Raw genomic sequence first — 15415 nt, 5'->3', positions numbered from 1 at the left:
CTTCTTCGCAACTGCCTTCTTCGCAACTGCCTTCTTCGCAACTGCCTTCTTCGCAGCTGCCTTTTTTACCGCCTTCCTCGCAACCTTCTTGGCAGACGTTTTAGTCGCCTGTCTACTGGAACTCTTCATCAGCCCTCCTTGATGCAGATCCAATGAAACTGAAATTTCTCTCGCACGACAAAACGATGCCACGAAACTCAAGCGGCAGCCAGCCCTCCCCGGCTCCACTCCCGACAGCAGTCACGAACAAACAGTTTCGTACACGCAATTGAGCAGCGCGGCCACGTCAGTCCTCGGCGCTTGTCTAACGATCGCGTGCACCGCCTCGGCGGGCGGACCTTTGGCGCCCCGCCTCTTCATCCGCGTGTACGGCCCAGCCTGAGTTCAACGATCCGTTACTACTTCACCTGCCTTCCACGCCGCGACCTTCTCTTTCGTCTGCGTCAGCAGCGCATCCAGTGCCTTGCGGTCATAACCCTGGCCGCGCAGCACCACGTACTGGATGCTGCGCGTGGCGTCGATGTCCTCCAGCGGATTGCGCTCCAGCAACACGAGGTCGGCCGCTTTGCCGGGCGCGACCGCGCCGTAGCGATCCAGCGTGCCGAACCAGGCCGGGCCAGCGCGCGTGGCCGCTGACAGGGCCTGCGCCGGGGTCAGCCCTTCCTTGACGAACAGCGACAGCTCGTCATGCAGGCCGATACCCGGATAGTTGAACGAATTGAGGAAGCCGGCATCGGTACCGGCCATGATCGTGACGCCGGCCTGCTGCAGCATCGGCAGCACGGCGGCGACCTGGTGGTATTCCTGGTGGCGGGCCTGGATCTGCGCGGGCGTCGCCTTGGCCGCGCGCTCGACGCGCCAGGCATAGGTCGCCTGCAGTTTCGGTCCGATGTAGGCCAGGTATGGATCGTCGCGATGATCGTCCTGGTCGAGGAAGTCGAGGATGCGGCCGCCATTGAGGGTCGGGGTCACGAACACCCCCTTGGCCGCGAAGCCACGGTAGGCGGCCATGGCGGTATCGGGATCGAAGCCGGCATCGAGGCGTGCGGTGGCCTGCGCGCGATCAATGCGCTTGGCCGCGAAGTCCGCGGCGATGCCGGCTTCATCCTTGACCCCGGCCTTGTAGGCATAGTCCAGGTGCTCGATGGAACTGATGCCGGCATCGACGGCCTGCTGCACGGTCAGCGCCATCGGAATATGCCCGGACGCCCGCAGGCCGTTGGCACGCGCTCCGCGTACCGCGGCCAGGAACAGCTCCGGCGTCAGCGTGCTGTCGGTGATCTTGACGAAGTCGACGCGGTCGCGCTTGAGGCGCACGAAGGCCGCATCCAGATCGGCCTGCGAGCCCACTTCGAGAGTGCCCTTCCAGACCGGTTTGATCCCTTCGATCTTGGCGCCCGAGGTGAACAGCTGCGGGCCGGCCAACTGGCCGCTGGCGATCTCGCCACGCCACTGCAGCACCTGCTCGGGCAGATCGCCCGAGGCGTCGCGGATGGTGGTGATGCCATGGGCGATGTACAGCGGCAGCAGCGCCTTGTTCTCTTCGATGAGCGCCGGCCCACCACCGAAGTGCACATGCATGTCCCACAGCCCGGGGATCAGGTAGCGCCCCTTGCCGTCCACCTGCTGCCTGGCCTGCCATGCCTTGCGCATGGCCCGGTCACTGCCCACCGCGACGATGTCCTGGCCCCGCACGACGACAGTCTGGTCGGCCCGCGTGGTGGCGTGCTCCACGTCGACGACGGTGGCATGGCGGATCATCAGATCGGCCTGCTCGGCCGCGAACGCGGCGGGGGCCAGTGCAAGCAGCACCGGAATGGCAAGACGCAGGGACATGGGCAGTGCACCGGAAAATGAAGAACCGGGCCACCTTACGGTCGGGCCCGGTGCATTCACCAGTTAAATTTTGGAATGCGCGTCATGCACATTCCCGATCCAAGGCGATGCGTCAGACCTCGCCCTGCATCGCGGGCCGTGCCTGCACCTGCTGCAACCAGGCCGCCACGGCCGGATGCGCGTCCACCGCCGCACCCATGTAGGTGCCGTAACCCACTACCTGGCCCACGACCAGATCCACCAGCGAGTAAGCGTCACCAAGCATCCAGGACTGCTGCGACAGGCGCGCCTCCAGCAGGTCCAACAATGCGTTGGCGGCGCGGATGCCGGCCGCCGCATGGTCGGCACTGCGCAGCCCGTCGTCCATGGTGGCCAACCACACCCGCCCGATCACGGCACCATAGGTGACATACGCCCAGGTGCACCAGGACATCGCCTCCAGCCGCGCCGGTGTTCCGTCCTGCGGCCACAGGCCCTTGGCCACGCCGTAGTGCTCGCCCAACCACAGGTGGATCGCCAGGCCTTCGAACAGCGGCGTGCCATCCACCACCAGGCACGGCACCTTGCCGTTGGGGTTGATCGCCAGGTACTCGGGGGTGCGCTGCTCGCCGGCGCGGATGTCGATCTTGACGCGCTCATGGGGGACCGCCAGTTCGGCCAGGGCGCAGGCGATCGGGGTGGCGCTGGACATCGGGTGCCAATAGAAGACGAGGGACATCGGAAACTCCTTGAGGGTGGTGAGGGGTGCGACCGGAGCGGTCCTGCACCGTCGCCTCAAGGCTAGCCACCCTTGCGGACAGAACCCGCCCGCAATGGCTGCTACGCTTTGCCCATGCTGACCGCCTCCGCTCGCCTGCTGAGTCTGCTGTCCCTGCTGCAGTCGCGCCCCCACTGGAGCGGCGCCACGCTGGCCGAGCGCATGGAGATCCATCCGCGCACCCTGCGCCGCGACATCGACCGGCTGCGCCAGCTCGGCTATCCGATCCACGCCAGCACCGGCGTGGCCGGCGGCTACGCGTTCCGCGCGGGGCGTGCCCTGCCGCCCCTGCTGCTCGATGACGAGGAAGCCCTGGCGGCGGCGATCGCCCTGCGCACGGCGGTGACCGGCACCATCAGCGGTATCGAGCAGACCGCGATCACCGCGCTGGTCAAGATCGAGCAGGCCATGCCGCCACGCCTGCGACCACGGTTGGAGGCGCTGCGTTCGGCGATCCTGCCGACGGGCCAAATCGGCCCGCTGGTGGATGCCGGCCGGCTGACCACACTGGCCGCCGCCTGCCGCGACCAGGTGCAGCTCGCGTTCGAGTACATCGATCGCGAAGGCCAGCCCAGTTCCCGCCAGGTCGAGCCGCAGGGCGTGGTGCACACCGATCGACGCTGGTATCTGGTGGCCTGGGATTGCCTGCGGGCGGACTGGCGCACCTTCCGCATCGACCGCATCGCCAGCGCACCGGTAGTGGGCGCGCACTTCGCGCCCCGGACGGGCCCAGGCGATGGCGATCTGCGCCGGTGGGTCGCCCGCTCGCTGTCGCTCGGGCAGTACCCCGATGAGGCCCGGATCATCCTGCATGCACCGCTGGCCGCGCTGCGCCAGCGCATTCCCGCGTCGGCCGGCGTGCTGGAAGTGGTCGATGGCCAGCGCTGCCTGCTGCGTTGCGGCGCCAATCCGATGGGCTCGGTGATCTATTGGCTGCTGGCCATGGACCTGGAGTTCGAGGTAGTGGGCCCGCCGGCACTGATCGAGCGGCTTCGCGAGACCGGCGAACGCGTGGCCCGCAGCCTGACACATCATGCTGCCGAGGCCGCGCCGATCCCCGGGAGCGCTTAGCCGCCCGGCGTCGCCATGGCGGACCTCGCCATCGCGCTTCACAATGGCAGCATGACTGCCAGTGAAAAACCGAATCGCACCCTATTCGACCTGGACCTGTTGCGCGCGATGGTGATGGTGGCCGACTGCACCAGCTTCACCACCGCCGCGGCGCGCCTGCACTCCACCCAATCCACCATCAGCCAGAAAATCCGCCGGCTGGAAGAGATGGCGGGCCATCCGCTGCTGGTCCGCGGCAACCGCGACGTGCACCCGACCGACGCGGGGCAGCTGGTGCTCGGCCATGCCCGCCAGCTGCTCGCGCTGAACGACCAGCTGCTGGAAGCGCTGGCCGGCACCACCGTCGCGGTAACGGTACGGCTGGGCGTTCCGGAAGACTTCGTCAGCGAGGCCACCAGCCAACTGCTGGGCGCCTTCAACCGTGACCACCCGCAGGTGAAGTTGGAAGTCACCAGCGGACTGAGCCGTGACCTGGCCAATGCCTACGATCATGGCGAGCTGGATCTGGTGCTGGTCAAGCAGCGGCGCAGCAGCCGTGCCGCAGTGAGGTGCTGGCCGGAAACCATGGTCTGGATCGACAGTGCGCGCCACCCGAGCATCGACCTGGATCCGGTGCCATTGGTGACCTTTCCTCCCCGCGGGCTTTACCGCGATGACATCATCGATGCCGTCGAGGGCATGGGCCGCCGCTGGCGGATCAGCTTCACCAGTTCAAGCCTGAGTGGCATCCAGGGCGCAGTGGCCGATGGCATGGGCATCAGCCTGCTGCCGGCGCGCGCCTTGAGCCGCGAGCACACCGTGCTGGGCATCGAACAGGGACTGCAGCCGATCGACAGCTTCGAGATCGCCCTGCTTCACCGCGCCACGGCCGACCCGCTGGTGAAAACGCTGGCGTCGCGGCTGTCCGGCCTGATCGACCAGGAACGTGCGGGCGCGATTACTTGAGCTGCAGCGGGTAGCGCTGCCACAGCACGTGCACCAGGAATCCGGTCAGTTCCGGGTCCTTGCTGGTGATCGATGCGCGGATCTTGTCCAGCAGCACCATGTCGCTGCAGTTGCGCACGTCCGCATGGCCGGCCTGGCCGGCGCGGCGCGCACGGTAGCGGGCAGCACGCTGTGCATCGGTCATCGCGTAGCCGAACGTGGGCGGACGGCCGCGCTTGCGCGGCAGCGTCAGTTCCAGTGTTCCGGGGTCTTGTTCATCGCGCATGACGGACGAGGATGCAAACGGGGGCGCGCACGATATCGTGAGACATCACTTTAATCCAGCGTTTTCAGCGGATTTCTGCGTTTGCGCAGCGTGGACTCAGCGCAGCGCCTCCGCCGCGCGTGCTCCCGCCCACACCAGCAGCATGCCACCCACCAGGCTGACGCCGAGGTACAGCGGCACCATCAGGCTCCGATCCGTGCGGGTGAACACCAGCGATTCGAGCATCATCGACGAGAACGTGGTGAGGCCACCGACGATGCCGACGATCAGGAACGCGCGCCAGTACACCGCCGCATTGCCGCGACTCTGCAGCCAGATCATCACGTATCCGGCGACGAAGGCGCCGATCAGGTTCACCGTCAGCGTGCCCCACGGGAAGCCCTGGCCGAACTGGCGCAGCATCGCATCGCCGACCATGAAACGCAGCGCAGCGCCCAGCGCGCCGCCCGCCATCACCAGGCCGAGCTGCTGCCACCAGACGCCGATGCCGTCCATCACTCCGCGCCCTTGTCCGCGCGTGCCTGTGCGCGCGCCGCACGCAGGCGGTCCAGCTTTTCTTTCAGCTTGATTTCCAACCCGCGCGGCACCGGCTCGTAATACACCCGCTCGCCCATCGCATCCGGGAAGCCGGTCTGGTCCAGCGCGATCCCGCCGTCGGCGTCGTGATCGTATTGATAGGTCTTGCCGTACCCCAGCTCCTTCATCAGCTTGGTCGGCGCGTTGCGCAGGTGCAGCGGCACCTCCTGGGTACCGGTGTCGCGCACTTCCTGCTTGGCCCTGTTGAAGGCGGCATAGCCGGCGTTCGATTTGGCGGTACTGGCCAGGTACAGCACCAGCTGCGCGAACGCGAGCTCGCCTTCGGGGCTGCCCAGCCGCTCGTAGATGTCCCAGGCCTCCAGCGCCATCGACTGCGCGCGCGGATCGGCCAGACCGATATCCTCGATCGCCATCCGGGTCAGGCGCCGCGCCAGATAGGACGGGTCGCAGCCGCCATCGAGCATGCGGGTGAGCCAGTACAACGCGGCATCCGGATTGGAGCTGCGCACGGACTTGTGCAGGGCCGATATCTGGTCGTAGAACTGCTCGCCGCCCTTGTCGAAACGACGGGTGCGGTCAGCCAGCACCTGCACCAGCATCTCCGGGCTGATCCGCCCGCCGTCGCCTGTCGCCAGTTCGGCGGCGATCTCCAGCAGGGTCAGTCCACGGCGCACATCGCCATCGGCGGCGGTGGCGATCTCGAGCAATGCCTCCGGCGCGACCTGCAGATGCTCGCCGCCCAGACCGCGCTCGGTGTCCTGCAGCGCACGCTCCAGCGCCTCGACGATGTCACTTGGCGACACCGACTCCAGCACGTGCACACGGCAGCGCGACAGCAGCGCCGAGTTCAGTTCGAAGGACGGATTTTCCGTGGTGGCGCCGACGAACACGATCGTGCCGCGTTCGATGTGCGGCAGGAACGCATCCTGCTGGGCCTTGTTGAAGCGGTGCACCTCGTCGACGAACAGCACCGTGCGTCGCCCCTCGGCGAAACGCTGGGCGGCTTCGGCCAACACCTGGCGTACCTCGGGCAAGCCCGACAGCACCGCCGAGATCGCGCGGAACTCGGCATCGGCGTAATGCGCGAGCAGCAGCGACAGCGTGGTCTTGCCGCAGCCCGGCGGCCCCCACAGGATCATCGAGTGCACATGGCCGGACTCGACCGCGCGGCGCAGCGCGCTGCCCGGTGCGAGCAGGCGCTTCTGGCCCACCATCTCATCCAGCGTCTGCGGGCGCATCCGCTCGGCGAGCGGACGCATGTTGTCCCGATCCACGGTCAGCAGATCAGGCCCATTGAAAGTCGTTCGGTTTCTGGCCACGTGTCTATTGTATCGCGGCAGATTGCAGGGGGATGCCGGCCAGCGGCCGGCACTACACCGTCATTCGCCGATGACGTCCACGCCCTTGGCCGGGGTGAAGCTGAAAGTGCCCGAGGCGAAGCTCGGGTTGCGCTTCCAGCCGGTGAAGTTGATCACCGTGCGCTGACCCACGGCATCGACCACTTCCATGCGGGCCAGGCCCTGGCCATTGAAGCCCAGCGCGGCGTACTGGAAGGCGGTATCGGTATCGCGCTTCGGGCTCAGCGCCAGCCACTGCAGGCCATCGCGAACGGCGGCTTCTTCGCTGACGTCGTACTGCTTGTCCAGCAGCGCCGGATTGATCAGGGCGGTCAGCGGGCTGTTCTGCTCTTCCTGGCCCTGCGGGCGCACGCTGGCCTGCTCCAGGTCCGGCTCGTAGACCCAGACTTTCTTGCCATCGGCCACGATCAGCTGTTCGTGCGGCTTGATGTACTCCCAGCGGAACAGGCGCGGCGCGGAGAGCGCGACACGGCCGCTGGTGGTTTCCTTGACCTTGCCCTTGCTGTCGAACACCTGCTGGCTGAACTGTCCGTCCAGGCCCTTCAGGCCCTGGGTGAAACGGTTGAGCTCATCACGGGCGCCCGCCCAGGCCGAAGCCGAACCAACGCTGGCCACGACCAGGGTGGCGGCAAGCAGGGAGCGGCGGAAGGTGGTGTGCATGCGAGGTATCCAGGCGAATGGGAAGGATGAAAGGGAGTGTGCCCATTCAATCCTGAATGGGCGATCAGGGGCACATTATGCGCTGGAACCAGCGGGTCCGAACGCCCGTCACGGCCCCGCCTGGACCATCTTCAGGTCGCCATAGACCACCTGCCCGCGGAAGCCGCGCCGGACCTGCTGGTACAGCGCGCGGAAGGCGGCGTAATCCTGCGGCTGGCACAGCGCATCCGCCCCGCGCACGGCGCGCTGGTGCAGGCGGTGCTGCACGGTGACCACCTGCCCTTCGCGCGACCAGTCCACCCGGTACTCGCCGGCGGCATTGTCGAAGCGCTGGCTGCGCGGGATCGCGACAATCGGCACGTTGGCCGGGAAGGTGAGCTGGTAGCGCTCATCGCGCAGGCTGTCGTTGCAGTAGAACGGCGTGGCGTTGTCCGGCGCCGAGGTACTGGCGTAGAGGTCTCGGAACGAGTCGCCACCCGGTGCGTCGGGCAGCACCATACCGCCGACCACGCCGAAATCGACGTAATCGCTGGCCCGGAAGTCGTAGCGGAAATTGAATGGCCGGGTCAGGTCCTGCGGATCGCCGAGCAGCGTCAGCGCGCCACTGCCATCGAAGCCGGAGGCGGCCATCATCGACTCTTCGGCCCGCGCCCGGTTCTGCGCGTTGAGCCGTGCGAACGCCGCCCGCATGCCGATCTCGGCCACGCTGCTGGGCTGCTGCACGGTCTGTCCGACCAGGTTGCCGGCGGCGTCGAAGCGGAAATCCACCTCCAGGCCGGTGCCGTTGCGGGTGGCGTCGTTGGCAGGCGTCCGCGCGACCTTCGCCTGCCGAGTGTGCAGCACCGGCGCACCCAGGTCGCCATCGGGCAACTGGCCGAACCGCGCATAGGCGGTGGTCGAATCCAGGTACAGGTCGAACTCGGGCAGGTAGGTGATCGCGTGGTTGAAGCGGCCCAGCAGCGGAATCGCCGGCAGGGTCGGCCCGCCTCCTGCGCCGATCAGCACCGGGGTGCTCTCGATGCCGCGCGCGGCCAGCAGCGCTTCCAGGATCACCACGTGGTCCTTGCAGTCGCCGTAGTGGTTGTCGAGGATGCTCTGCGCGGGATTGGGCTCCAGCCCGCCGTTGCCGAGGTAGACGGCGACGTAACGGATGTTCTGCGACACCCAGCGGTAGAGCACGGCGGCCTGCTCGCGGCGGTCGGTGATGCCCCGGGTGAGATCTTCGGCCAGTGCCTGGATCTGCGGAGTCACCGTTGCCGCCTCGCCGCCCTTGCGCTGATAGGCCTGCGCCACCTGGGCCCAATCCCGATACGTGCTGGCCATGATCCCCGGGCTGTACTCCCACGGCGCGGCCGACCAGTTCTGCGCGCTCAGCGGCTCGCTGCGCCGGTACTGCCACTCCCAACGCGCCAGCCCGTTGCGGATGCGCGGTGTCGTGCTGCCCTGCACGCCGCGCTGCTCCACCTGCATCGGCAGGCTGGCCGGCGCGGTCAGCGTCACCCGCGCGTCGTCGTACGGCGTGAACACGCTGAAGGTTTCCCACAGACCGAAGTAACCGGGAAAGTACGGCGTGTTCTGGGTCCGGCGGGTTTGGTAGACCACCCGCGTGCCGGGCGCCAGATTCGGAAACACGACCACGCGCACCTTGCGGTCGGCATACATCGCCGCGGCTGCGCTGGAGTAGCTTTCCTGGGTGTAGATACGGTCGGCCGGCACGTCCCGACGCTGGCCGTCGGCGGTCAGGGTGTAGGCCTGCAGCACCTCCAGCGTTTCCATCTTCTCGCTGTAGCTCAGCCGCACCTGGCTGAACTGCTCGACCGCCGATTTGGTCTTGAGCAGGATCTCGTACTCTTCGGTCTGCGTGTTGCCCGCATCCGGGCGCACCACGTAATCGGCGCGATAGCGGACGAAACTGAAATTGTTGCTGGCCTGCGCGTCAGCGCCCGCGGCCGGGCCGCCCTGCCCGCCCGGGGTGGTCGGGGCCACGGGTGTCGCGGGTGGCGGCACGGGCTGGGCATCGGCCCACGCCACTCCCGGCGCGAGCGTCATGGCGCCCAGCATCGTCCAGATCATCGGCTTCATTGCAGGTTCCTTGTGCTCGGCAACACCCGGGCGGCGCCCGGGTGCCATGCAGCCAGTCCGAGGCCGGCGTTACTTGGGCGGCGGCGGCGCCAGCACGCTGCGGTCGCCGTTGTGCTCGGGCGGGCTGACCACGCCCGCTGCTTCCATCGCTTCGATCAGGCGCGCGGCGCGGTTGTAGCCGATCTTCAGGCGGCGCTGCACGCCGGAGATCGACGCGCGACGGGTTTCGGTAACGATGCGCAGGGCCTCGTCATACAGCGGATCGGACTCATCGCCGCCACCGCCGCCCGCCTCCGGCAGGCCGCCGGGGCCGACCACCACGCCATCGCCCATCATCTGCACTTCGTCCAGCACGCCGGTGATGTAATCGGTCGGGCCGCTGGCCTTGAGGTGCTCCACCACCCGATGCACTTCCTCATCGGAGACGAACGCACCATGCACGCGGTCCGGCAGCGCCGTGCCGGGCGGCAGGTACAGCATGTCGCCGTGGCCGAGCAGGGTTTCCGCGCCGGACTGGTCGAGGATGGTGCGCGAATCGATCTTGGAACTGACCTGGAAGCCGATGCGGGTCGGGATGTTGGCCTTGATCAGACCGGTGATCACGTCCACCGAGGGACGCTGGGTAGCCAGGATCAGGTGGATGCCGGCCGCACGCGCCTTCTGCGCCAGGCGCGCGATCAGCTCTTCGACCTTCTTGCCGACGATCATCATCATGTCGGCGAATTCGTCGATGAAGATCACGATGAACGGCAGCGTCTCCAGCGGACGCGGGGCCTCGCCGAGCTCCGGATTCGGCTTGAACAGCGGGTCCATCATCGGCTGCCCGGCGTCCTGGGCGTCCTTGACCTTCTTGTTGAAGCCGGCCAGGTTGCGCACGCCCACCGCGCTCATCAGCTTGTAGCGGCGCTCCATCTCGGCCACGCACCAGCGCAGGCCGTTGGCGGCCTCCTTCATGTCGGTGACCACCGGCGCCAGTAGGTGCGGGATGCCCTGGTAGACGCTCAGTTCGAGCATCTTCGGGTCGATCATCAGCATCCGCAGGTCTTTCGGCGAGGCCTTGTACAGCAGGCTCAGCACCATCGCATTGACCGCCACGGACTTGCCCGAGCCGGTGGTGCCGGCGACCAGCAGGTGCGGCATGCGCGCCAGGTCCGCCACGGTCGGGCGGCCGGCGATGTCCTTGCCGAGCGCCAGGGTCAGCACGCTGGCCGACTTGTCGTATTCCTTGGAGCGCAGCAGCTCGGAGAGATAGATCATCTCGCGGGTCACGTTGGGGATCTCCAGACCCACCACCGACTTGCCCGGGATCACATCGACCACGCGCACCGACTTCACCGACAGCCCGCGCGCGATGTCCTTGTCCAGCGAACTGATCTGGCTGACCTTGATGCCCGGGGCCGGCTCGATCTCGAAGCGGGTGATCACCGGGCCCGGATACGCACCGACCACCCGGGCGTCGATGCGGAAATCCTTGAGCTTGAACTCGATCTGGCGCGACAGCGTCTCCAGCGTGCCCTCGTCATAGCCCTTGGGCTGCGGCTTGGGATCGTCCAGCAGCGCCAGCGGCGGCACGTCCGAGCCATCGCCGTTGACCCCGCGGAACATCGGAATCTGGGTCTCGCGCTTGGCGCGGTCGCTCTTCTCCAGCACCGGCTCCGGGCGCGGCTCGATCTTGACCGGCTCGCGCTTGGCGCGGACCTCGGCGTCGACCTTGCGCACTTCCTGGCGTTCCTCGCGCATCGCGCGGGTCTGCTGCCACTCGGTGGCCTGCTCTCTCTTCTTGTTGAACAGCGGCGGCAATGCCAGCACCCAGTTGCCGATCTTCTCCATCACCACGAACCAGGAAATACCGGTCGCCAGGGTGATCGAGGCCAGCAGCAGCACCAGCACGAACAGATTGGCGCCCAAGGCGCCGAAACCGACACTGAGCGAGCTGCCCACCAGTTTGCCGAGGATGCCGCCGGCATGGGCCACATCGGCGACGAACAGGCGCAGGTGCAGGAAGCCGGTGCCGGCGATCAGGAAGCCGACCAGGCCGACCAGGCGCAGCGCGGGATCGAGATCATGCTCGCCCTTGGCCTCGCGCTTGAGGCCGAACATCGCGATCCAGGCCAGTGCGCCCAGCACGATCGGCAGCACGAAGGCCATGTAGCCGAACAGCTGCAGCAGCACGTCGGCGATCCAGGCGCCGGCGCGGCCGCCCATGTTGTGGACCGGCGCGACCACGCTGCCGGTATGCGACCAGCCCGGATCGGTGGCCGAGTAGGTGAACAGACTGGCCACCAGATACAGCAATGCCGGGGCGACCGCGATCAACCCCAGATCGCGCCACAGGCGCTGCCGGCGCGGATTGTCCACGCTGGCCGGTTTGCGCGGCGCTGCCTTGCTGTCGGACGCCTTGGCTCGTTCCGGGACCTGTTTCGCCACCTTAGACCACACCTTGGGAATGCACTGTTAGTGCTTGATAATAAACGACTGGACCCTACCCCGGTAGGTGTCGGCCGCCGGCCGGCACGGCCCGCGTCAAAACACCGGCGCAGGGAGGTCAGTCGCGCTCGGCGGGTCGCCGCGTTCCACTGCGCGCCTTGAATCGCCCCGCCCCTGCCGCCACTCTATGACTTCGCTCGGATGCCGCGCAATCACTGTGCAGGCACCCCGTCCTACCTTCTATTGCGAGCTTACATGAGCAACTCCAAGCACTCCCGCCTGTTGATCCTTGGTTCCGGCCCGGCCGGCTGGACCGCCGCCGTCTACGCCGCGCGCGCCAACCTCAAGCCCGTCGTGATCACCGGCCTGCAGCAGGGCGGCCAGCTGATGACCACCACCGAGGTGGACAACTGGCCTGGAGATGCGCACGGCCTGATGGGCCCGGACCTGATGACCCGCATGCAGGCGCACGCCGAGCGCTTCGAGACCGAGGTCATCTTCGATCACATCCACACCGCCGATGTCTCCCAACGCCCGTTCAAGCTGATCGGTGACAGCGCCGAGTACACCTGCGACGCCCTGATCATCGCCACCGGCGCCACTGCCAAGTACCTGGGCATCCCCAGCGAAGAGGCCTTCAAGGGCCGCGGCGTGTCGGCCTGCGCCACCTGCGATGGCTTCTTCTACCGGGACCAGGACGTGGTCGTGGTCGGCGGCGGCAACACCGCCGTGGAAGAGGCCCTGTACCTGTCCAACATCGCCCGCAAGGTCTACCTGGTCCACCGCCGCGACACCCTCAAGGCGGAAAAGATCATGCAGGACAAGCTGTTCGCCAAGGTCGAAGCCGGCAAGATCGAGACCGTGTGGCACCACCAGGTCGAGGAAGTGCTGGGCAACGACGCTGGCGTGACCGGCGTGCGCGTGAAGTCCACCCTGGACGGCAGCACCCGCGACATCGAGGCCCACGGCTTCTTCGTGGCGATCGGCCACCACCCCAACACCAGTCTGTTCGATGGCCAGCTGACCATGAACAACGGCTACCTGGACATCCGTTCGGGCCTGGGCGGCAACGCCACCCAGACCTCGGTGGAAGGCGTGTTCGCCGCCGGCGACGTGGCCGACCAGCACTATCGCCAGGCGATCACCTCGGCCGGCTTCGGCTGTATGGCCGCGCTGGATGCCGAGCGCTACCTGGACGCGAAGGGCAAGCTGGACTAAGGCAGGCCGGGCCTGGGTAGAGAAGAAAGGGCCGGCGAGGTTTCGCTGGCCCTTTCGTCGTGCGTTCGCGTGGAGCCCATCCGCAGGATGCGCAGGCAGCTCCGTGGGCCGCCTAGCCAGCGACAGCGCCCCCCGCCGCGACAGATACGTCCAGATCGGCCCGTCCGGTATTGCGGATGCACACAACGGAGTGCCGAACGGGGGGAGATTTCACCCCGTCGGCATCCACCACCGAGGTGTGCCAGATGACGGGGGCGGTGCCGACGTTCTCGCACCGAATCGTGATCCTGTACGGCTGGTCGCCCGGTGCATGGATGCGGACCAGACCGTCCCGGCACGTCCAGGTTGGCGGGCACGCGATGTTGGTGGTAACCAGCTCGATCGGGTATTGCGGATAGCCCTCGAACGGGACATCCACCTCTTCGGACATACCTTGAGGTAACTGGAGGCCCCTTATCGGGCCCGCTTTGAGAGGTGCGCAGTCCCTGCCCTCGCGATGGAGGCGATAGCCCTTCTCCACTCCTTTCATGGCTGCTGTACGAAAAAGTGGATCCTGCAGCGCCATAGCGTCAGCTGCATTCGTGTGAAAGGCGACTTCAACCACGGCCGCAGGCATGGTGGCGAACCCATTTTCACCGTGGTTGCCGCTGGAGGGCGACGTCGAAACAGGGAACTCCGAGTAACCGTCCTCCGCGGTGATCAGCTCTTTCATGTAGCAGAGCAACATTGCTGCCAGCTCACGATCTTGCGGCTTTCCTCGATGGAAATACACCCGGCTGCCGCGCGCCACCCCACTGTCGTCCCCATTCGTGTGAATGCTGATCATGCCCTCGGCACCAAGATGGTTCGCAAAGTAGGGCCTTGCCCTGATATCGTCGAGCACCTCCCGATCTCGCGCAGTGCTGCCTGCAAAGTGGTTCCAGATGTCGACCCGCTCAGGCAGCAGTGCCTTCAGGTGATAGCGCGAGGACATCTGTTCCCACGGCTGGAGTGCTTCCGGATGAGGCTCGACGCCGTCACGCCGGGCTCGATGCACCACCACTTGACTGCGGTCCTGCATCAACTGTTGGAGCTCATCCGCATATCCAGGCGTTATCAGATCTTCCCGTACTCCGTGATACACGCGGCGTTGGTACTCCCATTCCCCACCCGGGTGGACCCGGACCAACCCATGGCCCGCCGAGACCAGGACGATCCCATTCAGCACACGCGCTGTCTCTGCGCGGTGGTCTGGATCATATGGCCATGGAAAGTAAAACTCGAACGGCTTGCCTTCGTACAAAACCTGCACCTGCACCTCGTGAAGGCCTGCCTGCCCAGCATAGGCAGCCAAGGTATTACTGATGTACTGCACAATCTCTTCCGTGGAGTGATCCTGCTCGGCAGGCAGAAATCCAGCACCAAAATCAATAACCAGAAGATTCTCTGCGATGTCCGCCTTTACTCGCACGGTGACGCTTGGCGTCTTTGAGGACCTGAGGCGGTCCGCATCAAGCAGCCGCTGCGCTTCACGGGTCAGCAGAGAATCCAGCGACGCATCGGTCTCCGCCAGGGCCGGTAGTGCCGCCTCTTTGGCGGCCACCCATTCGGAGGCAAAACCGCAGAATGCAAGTAGAGCAAAAAAAGCACTTCGCCCAAAACGGTCTATCTTCATGACCCTTACCTGATGATGGAGGGAACGCTACGAGGCGCGTCACGCAAGTTTGCTTCCGGCACCCGTTGGCGGGGCTGCACTGACGCACAATCGCGGGCAGCACTGGGCCTGCGATTTGATCGAACCTGGAAACTGCATTGATGATCCCTCTGGCGCCCGACTACCCATCACCGTGCCCTGTCCTTTCCCCATGCCCGATACGCGCTTCCTGCACCGTCTCTCAGATGTGCCGTCCGCCACGTGGGATGCCCTGCACGATGGCAGCAACCCCTTCGTAAGCCATGCCTTTCTGTCCGGTCTTGAAGAACACGGCTGCCTGCGACCGGAATGGGGTTGGCGGCCGCGGCACTTCACCCTGTGGGACGGCGGTTCTCTGTTGGCGGCCCTCCCCGGTTACCTGAAGGACAACTCGCATGGGGAATTCGTGTATGCGCGGCACGGGCTGGAGCATTTCCCGAAGTGGCTGGGCGCGGTGCCGTATTCGCCGGTGACCGGGCCGCGCCTGCTGGCCTGCAACGAGGGCGCGCGCGCCACGCTGCTGCGCGCCCTTACCGGCGAGGTCCAGCGGAGGGGGGATCTCACCCCGTCGGCAGCCGCCTCTTCGG

At 66.5% G+C, this 15415-nt stretch carries 12 protein-coding genes and 1 pseudogene; 4 read left to right on the top strand and 9 right to left on the bottom strand.

What is annotated here, in order from left to right:
• Nucleotides 1–384: 384 nt before the first annotated feature.
• Nucleotides 385–1836: an amidohydrolase family protein gene (locus AB9O74_RS17870; protein WP_369350108.1), complete on the bottom strand. Its 1452-nt coding sequence runs from the start codon at nt 1834–1836 to the stop codon at nt 385–387.
• 112 nt (nt 1837–1948) lie between these two features.
• Nucleotides 1949–2554 (bottom strand): glutathione S-transferase family protein, encoded by a 606-nt coding sequence (locus AB9O74_RS17865; protein ID WP_369350107.1) that lies wholly within the window; start codon nt 2552–2554, stop codon nt 1949–1951.
• 114 nt (nt 2555–2668) lie between these two features.
• Between AB9O74_RS17865 and AB9O74_RS17860 the strand changes: the two genes are divergently transcribed.
• On the top strand, nt 2669–3664 hold the full coding sequence (locus AB9O74_RS17860) for a helix-turn-helix transcriptional regulator (RefSeq protein ID WP_369350106.1): 996 nt from the start codon (nt 2669–2671) through the stop codon (nt 3662–3664).
• Between the two features lie 51 nt (nt 3665–3715).
• Nucleotides 3716–4609 carry a LysR family transcriptional regulator gene (locus AB9O74_RS17855; protein WP_369350105.1) on the top strand — a complete coding sequence of 298 codons (894 nt, stop codon included), beginning with the start codon at nt 3716–3718 and terminating at the stop codon, nt 4607–4609.
• Here AB9O74_RS17855 and AB9O74_RS17850 read toward each other — a convergent pair.
• From AB9O74_RS17850 to AB9O74_RS17825, 6 genes are all read right to left on the bottom strand, one after another.
• Nucleotides 4602–4874, bottom strand: a complete 273-nt coding sequence (locus AB9O74_RS17850) for a hypothetical protein (RefSeq protein WP_019184750.1) — start codon at nt 4872–4874, stop codon at nt 4602–4604. The two genes, AB9O74_RS17855 and AB9O74_RS17850, sit on opposite strands and share 8 nt — an antisense overlap.
• A gap of 96 nt (nt 4875–4970) precedes the next feature.
• Entirely contained in the window at nt 4971–5369 is a 399-nt protein-coding gene (gene crcB / locus AB9O74_RS17845; protein WP_346479136.1) for a fluoride efflux transporter CrcB, read from the bottom strand.
• Nucleotides 5369–6670 carry a replication-associated recombination protein A gene (locus AB9O74_RS17840; protein ID WP_369350104.1) on the bottom strand — a complete coding sequence of 434 codons (1302 nt, stop codon included), beginning with the start codon at nt 6668–6670 and terminating at the stop codon, nt 5369–5371. Before AB9O74_RS17840 ends, crcB begins: the two co-directional genes overlap by 1 nt.
• Before the next feature lie 120 nt (nt 6671–6790).
• Nucleotides 6791–7429, bottom strand: coding sequence for an outer membrane lipoprotein chaperone LolA (gene lolA / locus AB9O74_RS17835; RefSeq protein WP_176988987.1), 639 nt, complete (start codon nt 7427–7429; stop codon nt 6791–6793).
• 108 nt (nt 7430–7537) lie between these two features.
• Nucleotides 7538–9502, bottom strand: coding sequence for a DUF3857 domain-containing protein (locus AB9O74_RS17830; protein WP_369350110.1), 1965 nt, complete (start codon nt 9500–9502; stop codon nt 7538–7540).
• 78 nt (nt 9503–9580) lie between these two features.
• Entirely contained in the window at nt 9581–11938 is a 2358-nt protein-coding gene (locus AB9O74_RS17825) for a DNA translocase FtsK (RefSeq protein ID WP_176988989.1), read from the bottom strand.
• Between the two features lie 255 nt (nt 11939–12193).
• Here AB9O74_RS17825 and trxB point away from each other — a divergent pair, with 255 nt between their 5' ends.
• Complete coding sequence (gene trxB / locus AB9O74_RS17820) at nt 12194–13156, top strand: thioredoxin-disulfide reductase (protein WP_176988990.1); 963 nt, start codon at nt 12194–12196, stop codon at nt 13154–13156.
• A 112-nt stretch (nt 13157–13268) separates the two neighbouring features.
• Here the strand turns inward: trxB and AB9O74_RS17815 are convergent, their stop codons facing one another.
• Nucleotides 13269–14810: an N-acetylmuramoyl-L-alanine amidase gene (locus AB9O74_RS17815; RefSeq protein ID WP_369350103.1), complete on the bottom strand. Its 1542-nt coding sequence runs from the start codon at nt 14808–14810 to the stop codon at nt 13269–13271.
• Between the two features lie 190 nt (nt 14811–15000).
• On the opposite strand from AB9O74_RS17815, the pseudogene AB9O74_RS17810 reads away from it, so the two are divergent.
• Nucleotides 15001–15372: pseudogene (locus AB9O74_RS17810) on the top strand (peptidogalycan biosysnthesis protein); the annotation flags it as partial.
• Nucleotides 15373–15415 lie beyond the last annotated feature (43 nt).

The sequence above is a fragment of the Stenotrophomonas sp. JAG2 genome, from assembly GCF_041080745.1.
Lineage (GTDB): Bacteria > Pseudomonadota > Gammaproteobacteria > Xanthomonadales > Xanthomonadaceae > Stenotrophomonas > Stenotrophomonas maltophilia_AA.
Note: the sequence above shows the minus strand (reverse complement) of the source record. Positions and strands in the feature narration are given on the sequence as shown.

Bases quoted from the DNA above. Each gene is read 5' to 3' on its own strand.
- trxB (WP_176988990.1), top strand. From the start codon at position 12,194: ATGAGCAACTCCAAGCACTCCCGCCTGTTGATCCTTGGTTCCGGCCCG.
- AB9O74_RS17830 (WP_369350110.1), bottom strand. From the start codon at position 9,502: ATGATCTGGACGATGCTGGGCGCCATGACGCTCGCGCCGGGAGTGGCG.
- AB9O74_RS17850 (WP_019184750.1), bottom strand. From the start codon at position 4,874: ATGCGCGATGAACAAGACCCCGGAACACTGGAACTGACGCTGCCGCGC.
- AB9O74_RS17815 (WP_369350103.1), bottom strand. From the start codon at position 14,810: ATGAAGATAGACCGTTTTGGGCGAAGTGCTTTTTTTGCTCTACTTGCA.
- AB9O74_RS17865 (WP_369350107.1), bottom strand. From the start codon at position 2,554: ATGTCCCTCGTCTTCTATTGGCACCCGATGTCCAGCGCCACCCCGATC.
- AB9O74_RS17870 (WP_369350108.1), bottom strand. From the start codon at position 1,836: ATGTCCCTGCGTCTTGCCATTCCGGTGCTGCTTGCACTGGCCCCCGCC.
- AB9O74_RS17840 (WP_369350104.1), bottom strand. From the start codon at position 6,670: ATGCGTCCGCTCGCCGAGCGGATGCGCCCGCAGACGCTGGATGAGATG.
- AB9O74_RS17855 (WP_369350105.1), top strand. From the start codon at position 3,716: ATGACTGCCAGTGAAAAACCGAATCGCACCCTATTCGACCTGGACCTG.
- lolA (WP_176988987.1), bottom strand. From the start codon at position 7,429: ATGCACACCACCTTCCGCCGCTCCCTGCTTGCCGCCACCCTGGTCGTG.
- AB9O74_RS17860 (WP_369350106.1), top strand. From the start codon at position 2,669: ATGCTGACCGCCTCCGCTCGCCTGCTGAGTCTGCTGTCCCTGCTGCAG.
- crcB (WP_346479136.1), bottom strand. From the start codon at position 5,369: ATGGACGGCATCGGCGTCTGGTGGCAGCAGCTCGGCCTGGTGATGGCG.